Source organism: Pseudoalteromonas sp. DL-6, assembly GCF_004328665.1.
In the GTDB taxonomy this organism is placed as follows: domain Bacteria; phylum Pseudomonadota; class Gammaproteobacteria; order Enterobacterales; family Alteromonadaceae; genus Pseudoalteromonas.
Genome location: NZ_CP019770.1, coordinates 1,400,358 through 1,422,023 on the forward strand (window position 1 = coordinate 1,400,358; position 21,666 = coordinate 1,422,023).

24 protein-coding genes are annotated in these 21,666 nt (G+C 40.9%); 7 read left to right on the forward strand and 17 right to left on the reverse strand.

What is annotated here, in order from left to right; all coding sequences use genetic code 11:
- Positions 1 to 19 precede the first annotated feature (19 nt).
- Both B1F84_RS06485 and B1F84_RS06490 read right to left on the reverse strand, forming a co-directional pair.
- Positions 20 to 1,867 carry an ABC transporter ATP-binding protein gene (locus B1F84_RS06485; protein WP_131690918.1) on the reverse strand — a complete coding sequence of 616 codons (1,848 nt, stop codon included), beginning with the start codon at positions 1,865 to 1,867 and terminating at the stop codon, positions 20 to 22.
- A gap of 109 nt (positions 1,868 to 1,976) precedes the next feature.
- Entirely contained in the window at positions 1,977 to 2,432 is a 456-nt protein-coding gene (locus tag B1F84_RS06490; protein WP_076920097.1) for a phosphate-starvation-inducible PsiE family protein, read from the reverse strand.
- Between the two features lie 258 nt (positions 2,433 to 2,690).
- Here B1F84_RS06490 and B1F84_RS06495 point away from each other — a divergent pair, with 258 nt between their 5' ends.
- Both B1F84_RS06495 and B1F84_RS06500 read left to right on the forward strand, forming a co-directional pair.
- The gene (locus tag B1F84_RS06495; protein ID WP_131690919.1) at positions 2,691 to 4,085 is read left to right on the forward strand and encodes a M28 family peptidase; all 1,395 of its coding nucleotides are present in this window, start codon (positions 2,691 to 2,693) and stop codon (positions 4,083 to 4,085) included.
- A 121-nt stretch (positions 4,086 to 4,206) separates the two neighbouring features.
- Entirely contained in the window at positions 4,207 to 4,653 is a 447-nt protein-coding gene (locus B1F84_RS06500) for a DUF4826 family protein (RefSeq protein WP_008110031.1), read from the forward strand.
- An 80-nt stretch (positions 4,654 to 4,733) separates the two neighbouring features.
- Here B1F84_RS06500 and B1F84_RS06505 read toward each other — a convergent pair whose 3' ends face one another.
- The 4 genes from B1F84_RS06505 to B1F84_RS06520 are packed head-to-tail and all read right to left on the reverse strand — an operon-like array spanning position 4,734 to position 7,644.
- Positions 4,734 to 5,201 (reverse strand): glycine zipper 2TM domain-containing protein, encoded by a 468-nt coding sequence (locus tag B1F84_RS06505; protein ID WP_131690920.1) that lies wholly within the window; start codon positions 5,199 to 5,201, stop codon positions 4,734 to 4,736.
- 15 nt (positions 5,202 to 5,216) lie between these two features.
- Positions 5,217 to 5,837, reverse strand: a complete 621-nt coding sequence (gene lpoB, locus B1F84_RS06510) for a penicillin-binding protein activator LpoB (protein ID WP_041708999.1) — start codon at positions 5,835 to 5,837, stop codon at positions 5,217 to 5,219.
- A gap of 8 nt (positions 5,838 to 5,845) precedes the next feature.
- Positions 5,846 to 6,271, reverse strand: coding sequence for a YcfL family protein (locus B1F84_RS06515; RefSeq protein WP_131690921.1), 426 nt, complete (start codon positions 6,269 to 6,271; stop codon positions 5,846 to 5,848).
- A gap of 8 nt (positions 6,272 to 6,279) precedes the next feature.
- Positions 6,280 to 7,644, reverse strand: a complete 1,365-nt coding sequence (locus tag B1F84_RS06520; protein ID WP_131690922.1) for an adenine DNA methylase — start codon at positions 7,642 to 7,644, stop codon at positions 6,280 to 6,282.
- 196 nt (positions 7,645 to 7,840) lie between these two features.
- Here B1F84_RS06520 and B1F84_RS06525 point away from each other — a divergent pair, with 196 nt between their 5' ends.
- On the forward strand, positions 7,841 to 8,710 hold the full coding sequence (locus B1F84_RS06525) for a DMT family transporter (protein WP_131690923.1): 870 nt from the start codon (positions 7,841 to 7,843) through the stop codon (positions 8,708 to 8,710).
- Here B1F84_RS06525 and B1F84_RS06530 read toward each other — a convergent pair.
- From B1F84_RS06530 to B1F84_RS06560, 7 genes are all read right to left on the reverse strand, one after another.
- Positions 8,707 to 9,402, reverse strand: coding sequence for a M15 family metallopeptidase (locus B1F84_RS06530; protein WP_131690924.1), 696 nt, complete (start codon positions 9,400 to 9,402; stop codon positions 8,707 to 8,709). The genes B1F84_RS06525 and B1F84_RS06530 overlap by 4 nt on opposite strands.
- Positions 9,402 to 10,532 (reverse strand): succinyl-diaminopimelate desuccinylase, encoded by a 1,131-nt coding sequence (gene dapE, locus B1F84_RS06535; RefSeq protein ID WP_131690925.1) that lies wholly within the window; start codon positions 10,530 to 10,532, stop codon positions 9,402 to 9,404. The genes B1F84_RS06530 and dapE overlap by 1 nt, the downstream gene beginning before the upstream one ends.
- Complete coding sequence (locus B1F84_RS06540; protein ID WP_131690926.1) at positions 10,532 to 10,876, reverse strand: ArsC family reductase; 345 nt, start codon at positions 10,874 to 10,876, stop codon at positions 10,532 to 10,534. Before B1F84_RS06540 ends, dapE begins: the two co-directional genes overlap by 1 nt.
- 4 nt (positions 10,877 to 10,880) lie before the next feature.
- Positions 10,881 to 11,378, reverse strand: a complete 498-nt coding sequence (locus tag B1F84_RS06545) for a PTS glucose transporter subunit IIA (RefSeq protein WP_076920107.1) — start codon at positions 11,376 to 11,378, stop codon at positions 10,881 to 10,883.
- 6 nt (positions 11,379 to 11,384) lie between these two features.
- Positions 11,385 to 11,768, reverse strand: a complete 384-nt coding sequence (locus B1F84_RS06550) for an ACT domain-containing protein (protein WP_175611415.1) — start codon at positions 11,766 to 11,768, stop codon at positions 11,385 to 11,387.
- 222 nt (positions 11,769 to 11,990) lie between these two features.
- The gene (pta, locus tag B1F84_RS06555; RefSeq protein WP_131690927.1) at positions 11,991 to 14,144 is read right to left on the reverse strand and encodes a phosphate acetyltransferase; all 2,154 of its coding nucleotides are present in this window, start codon (positions 14,142 to 14,144) and stop codon (positions 11,991 to 11,993) included.
- A gap of 1 nt (position 14,145) precedes the next feature.
- Positions 14,146 to 15,360, reverse strand: coding sequence for an acetate kinase (locus B1F84_RS06560; protein WP_131690928.1), 1,215 nt, complete (start codon positions 15,358 to 15,360; stop codon positions 14,146 to 14,148).
- 263 nt (positions 15,361 to 15,623) lie between these two features.
- Between B1F84_RS06560 and yfbV the strand changes: the two genes are divergently transcribed.
- Positions 15,624 to 16,070 carry a terminus macrodomain insulation protein YfbV gene (gene yfbV, locus B1F84_RS06565; protein WP_008110007.1) on the forward strand — a complete coding sequence of 149 codons (447 nt, stop codon included), beginning with the start codon at positions 15,624 to 15,626 and terminating at the stop codon, positions 16,068 to 16,070.
- On the opposite strand, the gene rlmA is transcribed toward yfbV, so the two are convergent.
- The 3 genes from rlmA to xthA are packed head-to-tail and all read right to left on the reverse strand — an operon-like array spanning position 16,054 to position 18,313.
- Positions 16,054 to 16,857 carry a 23S rRNA (guanine(745)-N(1))-methyltransferase gene (gene rlmA / locus B1F84_RS06570; RefSeq protein WP_131690929.1) on the reverse strand — a complete coding sequence of 268 codons (804 nt, stop codon included), beginning with the start codon at positions 16,855 to 16,857 and terminating at the stop codon, positions 16,054 to 16,056. The genes yfbV and rlmA overlap by 17 nt on opposite strands.
- Entirely contained in the window at positions 16,854 to 17,501 is a 648-nt protein-coding gene (locus B1F84_RS06575; RefSeq protein ID WP_131690930.1) for an energy-coupling factor ABC transporter permease, read from the reverse strand. The genes rlmA and B1F84_RS06575 overlap by 4 nt, the downstream gene beginning before the upstream one ends.
- Before the next feature lie 5 nt (positions 17,502 to 17,506).
- Positions 17,507 to 18,313, reverse strand: coding sequence for an exodeoxyribonuclease III (gene xthA, locus B1F84_RS06580; RefSeq protein WP_131690931.1), 807 nt, complete (start codon positions 18,311 to 18,313; stop codon positions 17,507 to 17,509).
- 240 nt (positions 18,314 to 18,553) lie between these two features.
- Between xthA and B1F84_RS06585 the strand changes: the two genes are divergently transcribed.
- The 3 genes from B1F84_RS06585 (at position 18,554) to rluB (ending at position 20,713) form a co-directional block, all read left to right on the forward strand.
- Positions 18,554 to 18,985 carry an exonuclease III gene (locus B1F84_RS06585; protein ID WP_076920114.1) on the forward strand — a complete coding sequence of 144 codons (432 nt, stop codon included), beginning with the start codon at positions 18,554 to 18,556 and terminating at the stop codon, positions 18,983 to 18,985.
- Between the two features lie 271 nt (positions 18,986 to 19,256).
- Positions 19,257 to 19,847, forward strand: coding sequence for an SMC-Scp complex subunit ScpB (gene scpB, locus B1F84_RS06590; protein ID WP_076920115.1), 591 nt, complete (start codon positions 19,257 to 19,259; stop codon positions 19,845 to 19,847).
- A complete protein-coding gene (gene rluB, locus B1F84_RS06595; protein WP_131690932.1) occupies positions 19,844 to 20,713 on the forward strand; it encodes a 23S rRNA pseudouridine(2605) synthase RluB in 870 nt (289 codons plus the stop codon). The genes scpB and rluB overlap by 4 nt, the downstream gene beginning before the upstream one ends.
- 80 nt (positions 20,714 to 20,793) lie before the next feature.
- Here rluB and B1F84_RS06600 read toward each other — a convergent pair whose 3' ends face one another.
- Positions 20,794 to 21,540: a YciK family oxidoreductase gene (locus B1F84_RS06600; RefSeq protein WP_131690933.1), complete on the reverse strand. Its 747-nt coding sequence runs from the start codon at positions 21,538 to 21,540 to the stop codon at positions 20,794 to 20,796.
- Positions 21,541 to 21,666: the final 126 nt, after the last annotated feature.

Sequence of the window (21,666 nt, forward strand, 5' to 3'; positions counted from 1 at the left end):
CTGCCCTCAAGTAGTTTAATTACTCAACGCCAATAAAGCCGCCAGTTTGATGTGCCCACAATGCAGCATAAATGCCGCCTTGGGCAATTAACTCATCGTGACTGCCTTGCTCTACAACGCCACCTTCATCAAGCACAATAAGCCTGTCCATTTGTGCAATGGTTGATAATCGGTGTGCAATAGCAATAACCGTTTTGCCTGTCATTAAATCATCTAAGCTGGCTTGAATAGCTGCTTCTACCTCTGAGTCTAAAGCGCTGGTGGCTTCATCAAGTATAAGAATAGGCGCGTTTTTAAGTAACACCCGAGCAATAGCAATCCGTTGGCGTTGCCCGCCCGAGAGGGTTACTCCTCGTTCGCCCACTTGTGCCTCAAAGCCTTTATTGCCTTTGCTGTCTTCTAAATCGGTTATAAAATCGAGCGCTTTGGCTTGTTTGGTCGCATCGAGCATTTCCGCTTCTGTGGCATCGGGCCTGCCGTATAAAATGTTATCTTTTACTGAGCGGTGTAGTAAGGATGTGTCTTGGGTAACCATAGCGATATAGCGGCGCAAGCTTTCTTGGCTTACATCGGTTATATTTTGGCCGTCAATACTAATACTGCCCTTGTCGGTATCGTAAAAGCGCAGCAATAAGTTAACCAATGTGGATTTACCTGCGCCAGAGCGACCTACCAAGCCAATTTTTTCGCCCGGTTTAATATTTAAGTTTAAACCGTTAATTACTGGGCCTCGGTTATTTTCATTGGCGGCTTTACCATAATTAAAGTGTACATTGTTAAAGTTGATAGCCCCTTGAGTTACTTTTAGGCTGTCGGCTTTTGGCTTGTCATCAACCGCAATCGGGTTCGAAAGGGTGCGCATACCATCGGCTACAGTTCCAATGTTTTCAAATAAGCTGCTAATTTCCCACATGATCCACTGGGCCATACCATTAAGCCTTAACGACAAACTCAATGCCACTGCAATAGCCCCCGCACTAATGGCACTTAACGACCATAAATACAAAGACACCGCTGCCACAGAAAATACCAGTAAATAGTTCAAACTTTGAATAACCACGTTAAGGCTGGTTACTAAACGCATTTGTTTATAAACAGGCTGTAAAAATACATCCATGCTTTGTTTAGCGTATTGCTCTTCGCGTTGAGTGTAAGAAAACAGCTTAATGGTTGAAATATTGGTATAGCTGTCAACAATACGGCCGGTCATTTCTGAGCGTGCGTCAGCTTGTGAGCTAGCAATGCTTTTTAACCGTGGTACAAAGTAAATTTGCACGCAAATATATAATGCTAACCACACTAATAACGGCAGCATTAAGCGCCAATCTGAGGCGGCCACTAAAAACACCATTGAGCCAAAATAAACGGCAATGTACATTAATACATCAAGTAACTTAGTGACTGACTCACGCACAGCCAATGAAGTTTGTAACACTTTAGTGGCTATTCGTCCGGCAAATTCATTTTGATAAAAGCTAACACTTTGGCGTAATAAATAACGGTGCGCTAGCCAACGTATCGACATCGGATAGTTGCCTAATAAAGCTTGATGTAAAATGGCCGACCTAAAAAATACCACCACAGGCATCACTACTAGGAGCATTAGCCCCATTTTTATTAATTCGGATTGTTGCTGCGAAAAAAGTTCTTCAGGGGTGTACTCGCCAAGCCAGTCAACCAGTTGTCCCATGTAACTAAATAAAGACACTTCTAAAATAGCTAATAATGCGGCACTGAGAGACATAAGTACCAACGACAGTTCCATGCCTTTGGTGTAATGGCGGCAAAATGCAAATAAGGTATTAGGAGGCTGAGACGGAGAACGCTCCGGAAACGGTTTAGTCATCCGTTCAAATAGTCGATACATATTAGAAGCTTATTAAGTATTTATAGAGGTATCCCACTATACCATTGTAAAGCACAAAGACGCAGTGGGAATGAGGTGTTTACCCGTTATCTTAGGTTGAATTAACGCTTTAAAGTTTTGTATGACCGGTTTTATTTTTTACCAGCCAGTAAGATATACCCAAGGCTATCGTTACCAATGCAAGGCCAACAATTTGTTCTGAGGTTACTAATTTTAAATCTAGAACAATAATTTTACGGGCAACGGCCATTAGTGCAGTGGCAATTACCAGTTCAACCGGTAGTGAACTTGAACCTAAATATAAACGAATATTAGTAAATATTTCTACTGCAATAAGCACCACCATAAAAGCACCAAATGTTTGCAGAATGTCTTCAATGTTTAATAAAAAGTAAGGGGGAGAGCTCAATCGCATATATAAAACATACACAACATCAGCAATACTCCAAAAAATAACCAGCACCATGAGTACCGCTAATATCTTAATAGCAAAGCGAATCGCATGATGTAAGTGTTGCATAAGCGGATCAACATGATCTTCAGGTAATTCTTCGTGTTTCTTCATATTTTTACAGCACCTTATTATTTTTAAACTGGGTATATAAAATGATAGCTGATTAATTGTGATTATCTTTTTAATATACGTACAAAACAGCATAAGTGATTATTTTTATTAAATTAGAAGCCGAGCAAGCGGTAGCTAAAGTGAGCGTGTTAATTAAATGTAATTTAACCTGAGGTTTTTAACGTTTATCTCAAAAGCATTGCTGTATACCTACAGAGCTGTCATTTTAAAAACATCAATAATAAGGATTAAACTGCTATGTCAATTTCACCTTTAAAGTTAGTTACTCGGATTATTAAGTATAGTGCGGTTGCATCTGTTTGTAGCGCGTCATTTTATAGTGTGGCGGCACAAACCACACAACAAGCTTCATTGCACCAAATTGCAGGGCAAATTTCAGCGCAGCGTATTGGAGATGATATTCAAACGCTGGTGGACTTTGGTACTCGCCATACTTTATCTGAAACTAAATCGGATACCCGTGGTATTGGCGCGGCAAGACGTTGGATAAAAAAAGAATTTGAAGCAATTTCTGCACAGTGTGGTGGCTGTTTAGAAATACTAGAAGTAAAGCAAACCATTTCAGGAGAAAAGCGTATTCCTAACCCTGTAGAAGTGGTTAATATAATCGCGATTCAGCGCGGTAGCACCGACCCTAATCGTATGGTGATGATGTCGGGAGATATAGATTCACGTGTCAGTGATGTCATGGACTTTACTAGCGATTCGCCCGGGGCAAACGATAATGCATCAGGGGTTGCCGGTGTGATTGAGGCGGCGCGGGTGTTATCGCAATATACATTTAATGGCTCAGTGGTATATGCAGCACTCTCAGGTGAAGAACAAGGTTTATTTGGCGGTAAAATTTTAACTGCTTACGCACAAAAAAATAACTGGCAAGTGCATGGTGTTTTGAATAACGACATGATTGGCAATATTACCGGTATTAATGGCGTAACCGATAACACTACGGCACGTATTTTTTCTGAAGGTACGCGTGTAGTTGAAACTAAAGAACAAGCCCGTACGCGTCGTTTTACTGGCGGCGAAGTTGATTCGGCGAGCCGTAATTTAGCACGTTACATAGACACCATTGCTGATAAATATATTGAAAACCTAGACACCATGCTGGTATACAGACTCGACCGTTTTGCTCGAGGCGGGCATCATCGTCCGTTTAATGATGCAGGCTTTGCGGCTGTTCGCATTATGGAAACCAACGAGCATTATGATCGCCAACATCAAGACCTACGCACCGAAAATGGGGTCGTATACGGTGATACAATTGATGGGGTGGATTTTGATTACGCCGCAAAGCTAACTTCATTAAATGCGGTAAGCCTTGCGTCCATGGCGTGGGCTCCTGCGCCACCTAAAGAGGTGAAAATTAGTGGTGCCGTACGCGCCAGTACCACACTTTCTTGGCAGCCAACAGAGGATAAAAATGTAGCGGGCTATCGTATATACTGGCGCTACACCAGTGAGCCACAATGGCAATACAGTCAATGGGTTGATAATGTCAGTGAATTTACGCTAAAAAATGTGGTTATTGATAACTACTATTTTGGGGTTGCTAGTGTTAACAAACAGGGTATTGAATCGCCAGTGGTATTCCCAGGTGATGTAGGATCGTTTGATCACAACATAAAGTAAGAGTGTTTTGTTTAAAAACCCAGCAAACAGCTGCGAATAAGGTGTTAAGCTCGCTATTTATGCTTGCGCCTTATTTGTTATGCCCTTAAAGTGTAAACAAAGAAGTAAAAAGGTTATTAAAATGCAGCAACAAGAACAAAAACCATTAACACCAGAGCAGCAAGCTGAACTTCAGCAACAAGAAATTCAATGGCAGCGCGAATGTTTTCAAAATGCGCAAAAACATTTAGCTGAAAAAGGTATTATGCCTAAAACCTTGCTTGAAAAAGAAAGCCGTTTTTTAGCACCTTTATGCGCACTTTGGAAATTTAAAGCGCAAAACGGTAAAAGCTACTGGGTGATCACCGGTCGTTTACCAACCGATCACGCTGAAGCGTCTGCAGCAAAAGATGCACGCGATGCCATGCGTTATTTTTCATTGCAGTGGCAGTTAAAAGCCGACCAAATTATTACCGCGGGTGCACGAGATAAAACCCAAGCCGACTTTGCAAACTTACTTATAAATCGTGCTCACGGCTTATATGAAATGCATGAAAATGAGCAGCTTTGGGCAAAAGAACCAGCTTAAAATAAAGGTAATTAATCTTTAAAAAAACCTAACTTAGTTACCTAAGTTAGGTTTTTTTCAGCTATACCCTTGCAAGAAGCTTAATACGCGCTATCTACTCGCACCGTGTTATTGGTTAAGTAGATAAGGCGAACATTATCCCCTTGGTGAAAACGCATAGCGGGATCGCTGTCTTGTACCACCATAAATTGCTCTCCACTTTCTACTTGTATTAGTAATTCAACGAGCTGTGTGTGTTCATAGCGCTGTGTTTGCTGCTGATTATGAGCAACGTTACCACCAATCACCGATCCTAAAATAGTCGCTACAGTACGACCACTGCCGCCGCCAAACTGGTTACCAATAACACCGCCTAGTAAGGCACCGCCAAAGGTTTTCCAGCCGTTACTTTTGTCTTGTACTAATTGTTGCTCAGTAATAGTGCGAACCGACTTTACTTTACCAAATAGTACTTGCTGTACAGGAACGGCTTTATTGCGTTCGTACTTGGCAAACGTTGGGGTACTTACTACTAATAAAGCGCATAAAATTAAGCTAAGCGTTTTCATAATTCGCTCCTGTTATTACCAACCAAACGTTGATTTTTCACGCGTTTTACGAATTTCAGTTTCGTCAGCCCATTCAACAAGGCCGCTTTGCATATCCATTAAACGCATTGTAAATTTGTAGTACACATCGGCTTTATCTGCATTAGATTTAACAATGCTTGATAGGTTACCGTACAGCATATATTGCGCACCAATTTGCTTACCAAAAGCCACCGCAGTACTTGGGTTGACTAAGGCGTCTTCGTTTTGAAATGTAATTTGCTCACGAACCGCCTCTACACGGGTCATATCAACAAATCTAAATTTGCCGCTACGCAGTAATTGAGTAGAGATTGAGTCGGTGATTGATTCTGTATCTATGTGTTCACTGGTTTTATTTTTAATACGCTCTACAAATACCACAGGGCGTGTATTGGCGGTCATAGTCCCAACCACAGGCGAACTAAGCAGAGAGTCGGTCATTTGCGAGGCAACTTTTTGTAAGTCAGTAGAGCCAAAGTTTATATCTGTGGTTTCTACGGCTTGGGCATCACCATAGCTGACAACAGCTTTGTTGGCACAGCCTGCAAGTGTCAGTGCCGCTAAGCCTAAAATTGCATAACTAGACAGTGATTTAAATTGTTTATTGATCATCATGATTTCCTTTAATCTTTAAATTCTTGTGCGTCGGTTGAAACTTCTCTTACAGCTAATGAGAAGGTAACGGCATTAGAGCTAGGTGCTAGTCCTGCAAGCTGAGTTTTAGCAAAGCCAAATAATGTTAGGGCTTGCCACGGTGAGTGATTGCCTTTAATAACAAAGCCATCTTTATCAAACCAGTTAAATTGATACTGTAAGTATTGCGACTTTTTATAGGTACTCGCTAAAGTAACCACTACATCGGTCAGGTTATTTGTTTGACGCGTTTTTACATCACTAATTAAAAGCTTTTTAGCTAATTGCGGGTTATTAACGTTGAGCTGCTCTTTGTAAGCGTCGGCAGTTTGCTCAACCCCAATACCTGAGGTTACAGGTCGGCTGCTACATGCGCTGAGCATAATTAACGCAATAACGGGAAGTATGTATTTCATGATGGCTCCTAAAGTTGCACTACATGGGAGTTAAAATAGTTATTAACAGAGGTTAGGTAGATTAACGTTAACCCTTGCTTACTAACGGTAAAATTTATTGGCGGTTGTGAGCCAACATTTAAAGTATGTTCGCCTGCTTTTACGGCACTGCGAGCAAGGCTGATCTGATTAGGCAGGGTAAGCCAACTGCGCGTATCTGCTTGCTCAGATGCAAGATTATATAAATTTGCTAAAATGTTCCCCACATCACCGGCACTGCGCGCAAGCTCTGCACGCATTTTTTCTTTAGCGACAAGGCGTAATATTTGCCTTGAAACACGCCCAGCTACTTGCTGCTCTAAGGTTTTAGCAGCCAGTGCTTCTAAATGCACTAACGGACTTAATGCTAATACTTGGTTATTAACCTTTATATTATTTACTGCGCTGCTGTAGGCATTATTTATATAAACGGGCATTGCTAGGCTATAAAAGCGGGCATCTCCCTGCGAAGTATAAATAGGCAATCGCAATTTAAACTCGTGCTGTTTTGGTATCAGGCCTTGTTCAAATAATATAACTACTTCGCCTTGATTTTTATCTATGGCGTTTACTTCACCAAACTGTCGCTTAAATTGCTGGTAGTCATCCGCAAAACCTTGCTGCTTAGCAAGGCGCAATATATCTTGCTGTAAATACGGATTGTTAGGTTGTATTTCGAGCGCTTTTTTATAGTCTATGTAGGCATCATCGCCTTGCTTTGCCGTTTCATATAACAACCCTGATAAGTAAAACGTGTACGCATTTTGAAAGCCATTTTTTACCGAGCGAGTTAAATTATCCATGTCTGGGTAGTGTTGCTGTGCTTGAGCAACGGCATTATCAAACTCGCTTTGATTATCGAGTAGTGCATCAACTTGTACTTTATTGGCACGGCGTATTTCAACTAACGCGCTCTCAATATCGCGTTTATAAACATAATTAAGTGCTTTGTAGCTATGCAACATACTCATTTCGTAGGCTGGTGGGATATAACCTATTGCTGAATCGTTAGTTAACAGCGCATTACTTTGTTCAAGCCCTGCACTTACTTGTATTTTGGCTGCTTGGCGCTTTGCTTGCATCTGTTGGTAGACAGTTTCAAAATATGTTTGCGCACTATCTGGATTATTAGCTAAATCAGCAATACGCCCTTGCTCTAATTGGTTCAGTAAATAATTACTGTGGGCTTTACTGTTGGTTTTTATAAGGGTGCGTGCATTTTCAATATTATTATTGCTAATAGCTTGCCTAACAGGGGTGGTGTTTGTGGCATAATCATTAAACAGATCGTCAAAGCCTATAGTGCTGCAACCACTTACAATAAAGCAAAAACTGAAAATTAAAATGTGACGCACACGCACTCCTTTTATCTATTTTGTAAGGTTAACACATGGCTTATAAATGTAGGTGTGAAAGATTGTAAAAAAGCGTAGTGTATAAACATAGATTAAAAACCCTTTATTATTAAAAAATAATCATGTTAACGTCTAAAGGTTAATAATTAACGTAACCGTGTCTAAAGCGGTGCTATTTTTTAGGTTAGGAATTCATTTGAAAGCCACTCTGTTTACTATTATCGCGTTAGTTGCTTTTGCTGCCAATTCGTTATTGTGTCGTTTAGCGTTAGCCCAAGGTTATATTGATGCGTGGAATTTTACTGTTATACGGCTATTCAGCGGGGCGGTGTGTTTGGCTATTATTATGCTGCTTTATACAAGGCAGTTAAATAAAAAAGCACAATTAAGTAGCCCCGTTATTAATGATACCGGAAGTTGGCGAAGCAGTGCGAGCTTGCTGATATACGCGCTGTGTTTTTCTGTTGCCTATATAGAGCTAGATACCGGCTTGGGCGCGCTTATTTTATTTTCTGCGGTGCAATTTACCATGATTGGTTGGGGTATATATAAACAAGAGCGCTTATCTGCTGTGCAATGGCTTGCATTTATTGTGGCGTTTGCGGCTTTTGTTTACTTAATGCTACCCTCGCAAACAGCACCACCGTTAATGGCGGCATTATTAATGAGCATAAGTGGCGTGGCATGGGGAATTTATAGCATTAGAGGCAAAGCGTGTGTGTCACCACTTAGGGCCAATACTTATAACTTTATTCGCAGCTTATTGGCGCTACCTATTTTGATTGTTGTGGGCATGAGCCAGCTTAAAAATATTCGTATGGAAGGGGTGTTACTTGCCATCGGCTCAGGTGCGATAGCATCGGGTGTTGGTTACAGTATTTGGTACGTGGCTATGCCATTATTAAAAAGCACGCATGCAGCTATAGTGCAGTTATGCGTGCCCGTTTTGGCGGCTATTGTAGGAGCGGTATTTTTATCGGAAACATTAACTCTACAATTTATGCTCTCCAGCAGTATCATTTTATTAGCGATATTGGTTTTTACGTTAAACAAAAAAACTAACTAACACTGCTTAGCTGGTGGACTGACATTGATCACAAAGCGCTCATATAAAGCAGGTAAGTGGTTTAAAATAGCGTCTTTACCTAATAAATCACTCTCTTTAATACAGTTGTGTAATACCTCAAGTGATAAATGGCTCATAAGCTGCTCTGATTGCGCAATGTGGCTAATATGCCAAAGCTCAGGGGCAACACCGCCTAAATCGTGCTGATAAGGCCGATAAAATCCAAATTCTGCTAGGTGAGTGTCTAGCCATTGACTCAGTTCGGCAAAAGGTCCGCCATGCTGATATTCATCGGGGGTTAGTTGCAACTCATAATCGTCACTCACTGCGCTTTTATCAAAAATATCTAAGTCAGTGCCTAAATGGTGGCGACTTGCTCCAGGCAGTGCTGAATACAGCATAATGGCGGTACATTTTTCAATATCACTCAGTGAATTTAGCTCAACGGCTTTTTGCGCTTTGTTTAACACCACGCGCTTATTTGAAAATTTAGCATTCCAAATAGCCGATTGACGATTAAAATCCCGAAAGCTTGATGCAATACATAAATCAAAGCCAGCGGATGCGGCCGCTGATTGCAGTGCAATAAAGTCGTTGACAATATTGGCATGCAAATAATGGTTTTGTATAGCAACTAGGTGTGCATCACTTTGGCCGGTGATGCACTGTGTGAGTTCTTTATTTGCATTCATTAAGTTAACAGTTGTTCTAATATTTGCTCATAAATATCCGCCAGCGCGATTAGGTCGTCTGTACTGACACACTCATCCACTTTATGAATTGTGGCGTTACGTGGCCCCAGCTCGATTACTTTAGCGCCAGTTTGGGCAATAAAGCGGCCATCTGAGGTTCCACCTGTTGTTTCTAAGTTAGTGGTTAAGCCAGTTACTGATTTAATGGCAGCGACTGTAGCATCAACTAACGGACCGTGATCGGTTAAAAACGGTAGGCCGTTTACAATCCAATTTAGTTCGTAATTCAAATTGTGTTTTTGTAAAATCGCGTTCACTTTTTGTTGCAGCTGCTGATGAGTAACTTCAGTGCTAAACCTAAAGTTAAATTGTACTTCAAGCTCACCGGGGATCACATTACCAGCACCTGTGCCACCATTAATGTTAGAGATTTGAAAGCTGGTGGCTGGGAAAAAGTCATTACCCATATCCCACACAGTTTGGCTTAGCTCAGTTAAAGCTGGCGTGGCTAAATGAATTGGGTTTTGTGCTAAATGTGGGTAAGCCACATGCCCTTGTACACCGGCTATGGTTAGAAAACCAGTGAGTGAACCACGACGACCGTTTTTAACCACATCTCCGAGCACATCGCGCGATGAAGGCTCGCCAACAAGACACATATCAATTTTTTCTCCGCGCTCTTCTAAAGTATCTATTACGCGGGTAGTGCCGTTGATAAAAGGGCCTTCTTCATCTGAGGTGATCAAAAACGAGATAGAGCCTTTATGATCAGGGTGCTTGGTTACAAAACGCTCTGTTGCCACAACCATGGCTGCCAGTGAGCCTTTCATGTCGGCTGCGCCACGGCCATGTAATAACCCGTCTTCAATTAGCCCAGCAAAAGGGGGGTGCTGCCAATTTTTTTCAGGCCCAGTGGGCACCACATCGGTATGACCTGCAAAACAAAAGTGTGGTGATTGCGACCCTTTTCGTGCCCAAGTGTTGAGGGTGTCGGTAAAAAACAGCGATTCGATGTCAAAGCCAATTGCGCTTAGACGCTCATTCATCATATGTTGACAGCCTGAATCTTCAGGGGTAACGGATTCACGCTGAATTAAAGCTTGGGCTAGGGTAATTACTGGGTGAGTCATTATTTAAAGATCTCATCGTACTGGGCTGCTTTAAAGCCTAAATGGTATTGCCCGTTATTAATAAGAACAGGGCGTTTAATCATTGCAGGTTGTTCAACCAATATATCGATAGCAGTTTGCTTAGTTAAACTTTGCTTTTGCTCATCAGACAAGGCTCTGTATGTTATACCACGTTTATTAACAAGTTGCTCCCAGTCAATATGCTCTGCAAAATCGCTGACCATACTGTAATTAACGCCGTCTTTACGATAGTCATGAAAAGTGAATGCGATGTCATTATCGCTTAAGTATTTTTTTGCTTTTTTAATAGTGTCGCAGTTGCTAATGCCATAGAGAGTGATCATAAATCTACTTCTTTTTGATAATAGTTAATAAGGTATCTACACCTGCATTGACCTGCGGGTGAGAATAATGAAAAGTGCCTAAATCGTGGCCATTGAGAATAATAAGGCTGGCTAAAATAGGCGCATCGAGTTCACGCAAATCAAAATAAGCAAGCCGTTGGCCTTTGGTTATTTTGCTGCCATTAAGCTGGGCAATATGAGTATGTGTGAGAGTTTGCGAATCAGGAACGGCTAAGTTTATTAATACTTTTAAGCCATTTTTAGCTTTTAGAATAAATTCGCACCCGCCGCTTTTAACTTGCAACAAAGTCCCATTAAATGGCGCTAACACTTTATGGCTTGATAAACTGACAATAATCCCTGGACCTAAAGTTCCAAAGCGGAAAAAAGCTTCAGGGTGGGCGTCCATTGGCATCACTTTGCCACTGAATGGACTCGTTATTTGTATTGCGCTTCGGCCAATTTTATTTTTAGTTAAATAGCTAACGTCTTCAGATTTCATTATTAATTAAGTTACCACGTTGTAGCCATCGGCTTTAAGAGCAGCGATTGCTTTGTTGACCGTTTGTTTTTTTACTAAAATATAGTCGGTGTCGTAGGTTGAAATTGAAAAAATCGATATGCCAGCTCTTGCTAACACCCCTGAAATATTTGCCATGATACCGGTTAACGAAAACCCTAAGGGGCCAATTACTTCCAGTGCTTGCCAATTTGACTCTGTATCTTGGCTGTCAATTATAAACTCATCAGGGCAGACAACCGACAGTTCATCGTGCGTTTTTGAAATAAAAAACAATGGTTGTTTTAACAGTGCAGGGGGAATGTCAGCATCAAGCGCTAAACTATGAATTGATAAAACAGTACTGTGTAGTTGTAGTGTTTGTTTTGACATAAAACCCATCGCTAGCAGCAATATAATAGCTTTATAGTATAGAGTATTGAATCTAAATTAAAGGCTCAAACTTAGCCGTTGTTAAAGTTTTTACTAATTAAAAAATAATTGTCCACAATTTCTGTGGATAAGCTTGGGGGTTGTAAGGTATAAATAGCCTAACCTATTAATAATTAATTAAAAATTGGCTAGGCTATAAAAGGCACATGTAAATGAAAGGGGTTAATTAAGTGCCTCAACTTGTGCTGCTTGTATGGCTGTCAAAGCAATGGTGTACACTATGTCGTCGACTAATGCGCCACGGCTTAAGTCGTTAACCGGTTTACGCATCCCTTGTAACATAGGACCAATACTGATCAAATCAGCGCTTCGCTGTACTGCTTTATAGGTGGTGTTGCCGGTATTTAAATCAGGGAATATAAACACCGTTGCTTTGCCCGCAACAGGGCTGTTTGGTGCTTTTTTAATTGCTACACTTTCCATAATTGCCGCATCGTACTGTAGTGGCCCATCGATAATTAGATCAGGGCGCTTTTGCTGGGCAAGCTTAGTTGCCGCTCGCACTTTTTCTACATCAGCCCCACTGCCTGAATCACCCGTACTGTAACTTATCATGGCTACGCGAGGCTCAATGCCAAATGCCGCTGCTGAGTCGGCAGATTGAATTGCAATGTCGGCCAGTTGTTCGGCATTAGGATCGGGATTAATTGCGCAATCACCATAAACCAGTACCTGATCAGGCAATAGCATAAAGAACACAGATGACACTAATGATGAACCTGGCGCGGTTTTAATTAACTGTAACGGTGGGCGAATGGTATTGGCAGTGGTGTTTACCGCACCCGATACCAGACCATCGACTTTTCCTTGCTCTAGCATCATGGTGCCAAGTACCACGTGATCTTGTAGCTGCTCTTTGGCTATTACGTCAGTAAGGCCTTTATTTTTACGGATTTCCACCATAGGTGCCACGTAGCCATTTATAATACTGCTTGGTTCAACAACGGTTACATGCTCGTTGAGCTCAATGCCTTGTTGCTCTGCAATACGTAATATTTCATCACGGTCACCCAATAAAATAGTTTTAGCAATGCCGCGCTGGCCACAAATAGCGGCTGCTTTAATGGTTCTAGGTTCGTTACCTTCAGGTAGTACAATTGTTTTATCGGCTTTGCGGGCTTTTTCAGTTAATAAGTATCTAAAAGCAGGAGGGGATAGTTTACGCGTTTTCCCCACACTTTTAGCTAAGCTGTCTAACCAATCAGAATCTATATATTCTGCATTATGATCTTTTACTTTTTCAATGCGTTGTTCATCATCGCTTGGCACTTCTAGGTTAAAGTTATGCAGCAATAATGAGGTACGCCAAGTATCGCCTTCGGTTGCTAAAATAGGCAGACCTGTTTGCATGGCCTGTTCGCATAACGCCATAATACGCGGCTCAGGCTCAAAGCCACCGGTGAGCAAAATAGCACCTAGTTTGGTACCGTTCATAGCAGACAAACAGGCTGCTACCAGTATATCTGAGCGATCGCCTGGGGTAACTAGCAATGCACCTGGGGTAAAATAATTTAAAATATTGGATACTGTGCGTGCACAAAAAGTAATGCGTCTAAGACGACGGTGCACCATATCGCCTTCGTTAATAATAGTGGCTTTTAAATAAGCACTTAAATCTTTAACGCGCGGCGCTACTAGCTCAAAGTCCCATGGAATTGCACCAAGTAACATAAAAGGATTTTTTCTAAAAATAGGTAAAGAGGCTAGGCGATTAAGCTCGTTATCCAGTGCTTCTGGCTTGTAAGTATCGACTAAATCAGCGCGAGCGCGACCTTCTTCATCTAGAGGAGCATTTACTTTGTTGAAAATACAACCCAGCACACGAGGGTGATCAATGCCACCGTAATTTCCGGCAGCAATTTCAAGGCGATCTTCAATTTGGGTAATACTGTAATTTCCAGGAGTAAGCACAAATACAATATCGGCCCCTAAGGTTTGTGCAATTTCACGGTTTATGCGACCCGCATAAGGTTGGCGACGAGTAGGCACCATTCCTTCGATTATGGCCACTTCGTCATCGTTTATTTTACTTTGAAAACGTTCAACAATTTCCTCTAATAAATCATCACCTTTACCATCGCCAATCATTTGCTCTGCGTAATCGAGTGCAAACGGTGTTGGCGGATTAATTGGTGAGCCTTGAGTGACAATTTGAGTAGACTTTTCAGGGCCAGTTTCGCCTGCGCGCGGTTGGGCGATAGGTTTAAAAAAATTAACCTTAACCGTCTTTTGTTCCAGCGCTCTTACTAAACCAACTGATACTGAGGTTAAACCTACCCCTGTAGAGATAGGAACCAACATAATACGACGAGCCATATTATAACTCCTTGCTGATGTTTGCGGCATCAAGTGCAATAACCCATTCTTCGTTGGTTGGCATAACCACCGCTTTGCTTGTTGAATTGGTGGTACTAATTAATCCAGCTTGGCCAAACCGTGCATCAAGGTTTGCTTGAGGGTCTAAATTGATACCTAAAAAGGCTAACTGTGTGAGTACTTTTTCTCGAATGATATCGGAATTCTCGCCAATCCCACCGGTAAAAATAACTGCATCTAATTTTTGTAGCGGTACCATATAGGCGGCTATTTGTTTTGCTAAGCGGTAGCAAAACATATTAAGTGCCAGCATGGCTTGCGAGTTGCCAGCAATAGCAGCCTCTTCAATAGTACGGCAATCGTTTGATAACTCGCTTATTCCTAATAAGCCACTCTTTTGATTTAGCAGGTCATCAATTTGCTGCGCAGTGTAATCAAGCTGTGTGGTTAAAAAGTTAAACAAGCCTGGGTCAATGTCGCCACAACGCGTACCCATAACTAGTCCTTCAAGTGGGGTTAAGCCCATACTGGTATCGACACTTTTTCCGTTTTTAATCGCACACACAGAGCAACCATTACCTAAGTGGGCGCTAATAAAGTTACTTTCTTCAACAGGTAAAGACAACATTTTAGCGGTTTGACCCGCCACATAAAAATGGCTGGTGCCATGAAATCCATAGCGCCTAACCCCAAAGTCTTTATAAAGCTTATAAGGAAGGGCATATAGATAAGCAACTTCATCCATGGTCTGATGAAATGCCGTATCAAACACGGCTATTTGTGGTAAATCTTTAAATGATGCTTGTGCAGATGAAATACCCAGTAAATTAGCATGGCCATGTAAAGGAGCTAATGTGGCTGCTTGGGTAATACCTGAAATGACGTTTTCGTCGATTAACACAGATTGGGTAAAATGCTCGCCGCCATGAACTACACGATGACCCACTGCCACTAATTGCTCGTCTAGGTTGTGATCTTTTATTAAATCAACCAGCGTATCAATTGCATGAGCATGTGCTTGATTAGCAGCAAGCTTGATAGTGGTTTTTTCTCCCTTGAACTTATATTTGATTGAGGGAGCATCATCACCTAGGCGCTCAGCTAAACCTGAAATAATGTCGTTTCCTGTGCTTGCATCAATAATCGCAAACTTCAGACTTGAGCTTCCACAATTGAGTACCAAAACATGGTTTGGATTATTTAGGAGTGTTGGCATAGATTCATTTTCCATTTAAGTATTAATCAGTACACTTGGTTGATGTATAAGCCCTGTAGGCTCAAATGAGTGTAGACTAAAGTGTAGTTGACTTTATTGAAAGGGCTTTGTGAAATTCTTTCGATAATTTATGCTTTTTGTGAGTTTTACTTATGAAATTAAGCATTTTTACCGATAAAGTGAAAGCAGCTATAATTGTGTTACACTTTTATAGGTATTACGTTTGTTGAAGTGTTACAAACCGTGACGGTGAGGATTTATTAATGCAAAAAAGTGTGATGTCGCAAGTTCAATTAGGGCGTTCTTATGCTAAAACGTGGCCAATGCGTAAAGAGGTTGCGCCATTATTTGCAGAATTTAAAGTGATCAGAGCCACTGAGCTTGCGATTACAGTAATGCCAATATTAGCCATGCTGACCCTGTTTTTTCAGATTAATTACTTAGGCTCGGATTTTCTGCCCCAAGCGATTGCCAGTAGTCTGTTTTTTATCTCGTTGCCATTGCAAGGGCTTTTATGGTTGGGTAAACGTGCACAAACTGAATTAGAGCCCGCTATGCTGCAATGGTATAACGAGTTATTTGCAAAAATGGTTGCTAACGGTTATGACGCGCAAATGGGGAAAAACAAGCCCCGCTATTTGGAGCTTGCCGAATTACTAAAAGATATGTTCGATAAAATGGATAAAACGTTTACTAAAGAGCAGTTTTAGTAAATTGCGTGACATAAAATGACAAGGTGACGCTATGCTGTTGTTTTTGCTCAAGTGCTTGCCAATGTTCTGGCCTGAACTTCCACGCAAATGGTGTCATCATAATTAAGTTTTTAACATCGTTAAATGTAAGCGATACCTGCTCTGTGATTAATTGTTGCGATGTATTTTCAAAGCCCGCAGGTGCTGCTATTTCAGTGTGTTCGTTTACGTTGCTATAAATATAATCTTTTAGTTCTTTCAAGTGAGTTGGGCCTGGGCTTGCCACAATTAAGCGACCGTTATTTTTAATCAGACGCGCAAGTTCACTGTCAAATAAAGGCGCAAATACACTAACTAATACGTCAGCAAGCTGATCATCAAAAGGCGCTTGGCTGATTGAAGCAACGCTAAAATGGCATTGTTTGTAACGTTTTGCAGCATACTTTACTGCCGACTTTGATATATCAACACCATATACGTTAGCTTGGCTGCTGTTAGCAATGGCATGAGTATAAAACCCTTCACCACACCCCAAATCAATCACTATTTCGGCATTAAGTGGCTTAACGATATTGGCTAAAGCCGTTTGTAAAAAGCCATAATAACCTTGTTCTAAAAATGAGCGCCTAGCCTGTACCATTTCTAACGAATCGCCAGGCTGTTTAGAATTTTTGTTCTGCACAGGGAGTAAGTTTACGTAGCCTTCTTTGGCAAAATCGAAGCTGTGCTTATTATCGCATCGTAATGTTTTATCATCGAGCGCTAGTGGCTGTTTACAAATAGGGCAATGGTAATGAAGACTCATGAGCCTAAATAGTCCTTATCAAAAAAAGTTTTTACCCAATGTGGGCGATAGGTGATCAGTACAGTGATTGCCATACCGTTTAGCATAGCTTCAGGAAAGGCCAAAATAGGACTTAGGTAAATATAATTCTCGCTCAGCTCATGCCAACTGTATTCACCTATTGCATAATAAAAAGCACCACCGAGTATAATGTTAACGCAGGCAACAACACCTGCCGTTAAAAAGCTACAAACAAATATATAGATAAAAAAATGCCGTGCTAAATAGTGATAACAGACAATAAAAACTAAATAGGTGAATAACACCGGTATAAAGGCACTAATAATGAGTTTTAATGCCACTAATTCTAGTGTTATTTGTCCAAAAGCAGTTAAAAGCGCTGTTGCCAGTGCACAACTTAAAATAGCAAGGCGCCACCCTAGTGTTAGAGTAACCGCGGTTATACCTAATATATGCAAGTCGAGACCGGGCAAAATACCGGCCTTGATACGCCATAAGAAAGCGAGCACCAGCGCACAAGCAAATACACCTGTTTGTCTTGCTGGGGTATTAAATAAGTGACTGTATGTTGATTTGTTAATGCTTAAAAAGCCGATAACGATGACAACAACCCACAGTAACCCTTGTAATTGCGCGCTCAACATAATCGTTAATTAAACTCTGACCAAATAGGCGCATGATCTGACGGTTTATCAATAGCACGTAATTCGTAATCTATACCAGTGTCGATACAGCGAGCTGCTAAGTCGTGCGTTGCCAGTACCACATCAATTCGAAGGCCGCGGTTATCAACAAACCCTTTTGAACGATAGTCAAACCAAGAGTATTGGTCGTTAGTTTCTGGATTTTGTTCTCTGAAGGTGTCTTTGAAACCCCAGTTTAATAGGGTAGCAAGCCACTCGCGTTCAACGGGTTGAAATGAACATTTCCCCGTTTTTAACCAACGTTTTGCGTTTACCTCGCCAATACCAATATCTAAATCGGTTGGTGAGATATTTATGTCTCCCATGACAATTACATCTTGATCAGGGGTGAAATGGCTATTTAAGTGAGTCATTAAATCTTGATAAAATTGACGCTTGTACGGGAACTTGGTTTCGTGATTAATGTTGTCGCCTTGAGGGAAATAACCATTCATTACATGCAGGTCACGGCCATTTTCTTGTTCTACAGTGACACTGATCATGCGCTTTTGCGACTCATCGGTGTCGGTAGTGAACCCTTTTAATACCGATTTAGGCTCTTTTTTGCATAACATTGCCACACCGTAATGCGCTTTTTGCCCATGAAAATAAACGTGGTAACCCATCTTTTGTACATCGTCTAGCGGAAACGCTTCATTGTGCACCTTGATCTCTTGAAGACCAATAATATCTGGCTGGTGTTTATCAATAATAGCTTGTAACTGATGGAGGCGAGCACGCAGGCCGTTGATATTAAAAGAAATCACTTTCATAAAGTTTACCTTCAAATTTATTTTCATTATTGGCTAAATTGTATCAGCATTTAGAGCGACATAACATGACTGAAATGAGAAAATAACTGCACAAATGTTGATCAATTACTGCTTAATGTTTAAACATTGTAAATGCGATATTAAATAATAAAATAAATAAAATATTCAATTGATATGTTAAAAGTTGTCTATATAATGCGCAAAAATCGTTTGTTTAACTCGTTCAAATAGGACTACCTGATGAAAACTCAATTACTTTTAGCTGCCTCTCTTTTTGTTTCTGTTACCGCTTCTGCACAAAGCAATGCGTATTACAGCAAAGACAACAAATTAGAGTCAAACTTATGTGTAGTAAGCGCCAATGAAGGTTTTTCAGCTGCACGTAAAATGGCAGCAAAGCATGGTATATACTTATCTCGTTATTCAAAAAGTATCCTATGTAACGGTCAAGACATTCGCGATATTGCAAAAGCGCAAACTGCAGTACAACCTGCAGCATCAAAAGTTGAAGTATTTGCAAAAGATACACATCAAGAAACACAGTTATGTATAACTGCATTAAAGCAAGGCTTACAACCAGTACGTAAGCAAATTGGTAACCTAAACACATTAAAGTGTAATGGCCAAAACGTTACTGACTTCGTTAAGCGTTACCAAAACGCTGCAATCTAAATTTAAGTGTTAGATGCACTGACTGAAGCCCAGCCTATGCTGGGCTTTTTGCGCTGAAATTATAATGTTTTGCTGAAGTAAAAAGAGTGAAGTTGCTAAAAGTTAGAGTGCATCTTTGTTTAATACAAACTGTGGGTATTTAATATTTTAATGGTGCTCTAATAGCGTATGTTTCATCCATTATTGAGTTATTTACACAATATGTTTTCCTAGTTTGCGGTTGTTCTGTCATAATAGATGGCTGTGTGTTTTTATTAACTTAAGAGTGATTATGGTAGGTCGGCGAATTAGTGATGAACAATTAATTGAAATCATTGAAGCGGCGATTTTTGTGGCAGATAAGCCCGTATCAAAACGTCATCTTAAGGACACGGTTTTAAACGACTTAGCAATTTCTATGGCGCGCATTAATGATGCTGTAGAGGCCATTCAAGTTCACTATCAAACGCGTGGAATACGTTTAGTTGAGGTAGGCAGTGGTTATCGTTTTCAAGCGTGTAGTAGTTTAAGCCCATGGTTGAGTAATTTATGGCAAGAACGTGCCCCTAAGTACTCTCGAGCCTTACTCGAAACCCTGTCGCTAATTGCCTATAAGCAACCCATTACCCGTGGTGAAATTGAGCAAGTGCGGGGCGTAGCAACTGGCTCAAATATTATTAAAACGCTGCTTGAAAGAGAGTGGGTTAAAGTAGTTGGGCATAAAGAAGTACCCGGTAAACCGGCACTTTATGCAACGACTAAACAATTTTTAGATTATTTTTCGATAACGGGACTTCATGATTTACCCGCATTGCCAGAGCAACAGCAAAGTAAAATTACCCAGTTATTAAGTGATCCTTCTGTGAGAGAACCATCCGAATGAGTATACAAGGTGAAAAGTTACAAAAAGTCCTAGCCCGTGCAGGGGTAGGTTCACGACGTGAAATGGAAAAATACATCGACGCTAATCGCGTGAGTGTAAATGGTAAAGTGGCAAAATTAGGTGACAGGGTTGAAGAAACCGATTTAATCCGTGTTGACGGTCACACTGTTAAAATTGAAGAAAAAGCAGACAGAATTTGTCGTGTAATTATGTACAACAAGCCTGAAGGCGAACTAAGTACCCGTAAAGATCCAGAAGGTCGCCGAACGGTTTTCGACCGTTTGCCTCGCATTGATGGCGATCGTTGGATAGCAGTAGGGCGATTAGATGTTAATACGTCAGGGCTGATGCTTTTTACCAATGACGGTGAATTAGCAAATCGTTTAATGCACCCAAGTTACGAGGTTGAACGCGAATATTCAGCACGTGTATTTGGTGAAGTGACTGACGAAGCAATGAAAAACTTACTTCGTGGTGTAGAGCTTGAAGATGGTCCGGCTAAATTTACCGGTATTAAGCCTATGGGCGGTGAAGGCATTAACCGTTGGTACAACGTAACACTTAACGAAGGTCGTAACCGTGAAGTTCGTCGTTTATGGCAATCACAAGATGTGGAAGTATCACGTCTTATTCGTATTCGTTACGGTAAATTAGAGCTTGATAAGCGTGTACCACAGGGTGGCTGGATTGAGTACGATTTGGATACGGTTAACTATTTACGTAAAACAGTTAAACTTGGTAAAGAAACGCAAACTAAGCTGTCGGTTATCCCTGAAAAGCGTAAAGATAAGCGCGCGAAAATAAATCAAATTCGTAAAGCAGTTAAAAAGCACAACCAACGTGTAAAACCGACTAAACGCAAGTAAGCGAGATTTTGGTTAAATCATTATGAAAAACAAAAAGCCGCTTTAATAGCGGCTTTTTAACATATTTAAATAACTAAGCGTTATTTTTTAGCTTGTGCATCCAAAGATTGGCCATTGATATCTTTTGAGTCATCGCTCATTAAATACAGGTATGTTGGCATTAGATCTTCAGGAGTCGCAAGTAAATCTCGGTCTTCGCCCGGGAAAGCACTTGCTCGCATTGATGTACGCGTTGCGCCTGGGTTGATACAGTTAACACGAATTGGCGTTTTTTCGACTTCACACGCCCACGTTTGCATCATACCTTCTACCGCAAATTTAGAAATAGCGTATGGTCCCCAAAACTCTCTTCCTTTACGACCAACACCCGAAGAAGTAAATACCACTGAGGCACTCTTTGATTTGCGCATAACAGGAAACAATGCTTTTGTGATCATGGCTTGTGCCGTCACGTTTACTTTCATGACGTTTTCAAATGTTGATGAACAAAAATGTTCCAATGGGCCTAAAGTACCTAAAATACCCGCATTATTTAATAACCCATCTAAGCGACCAAACTGACTTTCGATAGTTGCGGCTAAATCACGATAGTTCTGCTTGGTTGCACCTTTTAAGTCCATAGGCACAATAGCTGGCTGTGGGTAGCCTGCATTGACGATTTCGTCATATACACATTCTAGTTTATTAGTTGTTTTTCCTAATAAAATAACGGTTGCACCATGTTTAGCATAGGAAATAGCTGCGACACGGCCAATACCATCACCTGCGCCTGTGATCAAAATCACTTTGTCTTTGAGTGCGTTTTCAGTTGCTTGATAGGTATGCATAAAAGTACCAATGTTTAGATTTTTTTTGATTTTAACATAGCAAATCGACAAGTAATCGAATTTATTGCAAATATAGGTGGCGAAACTAGAAACTTTACGTTAAGTTTAACTGGTCTAATGTCTCAT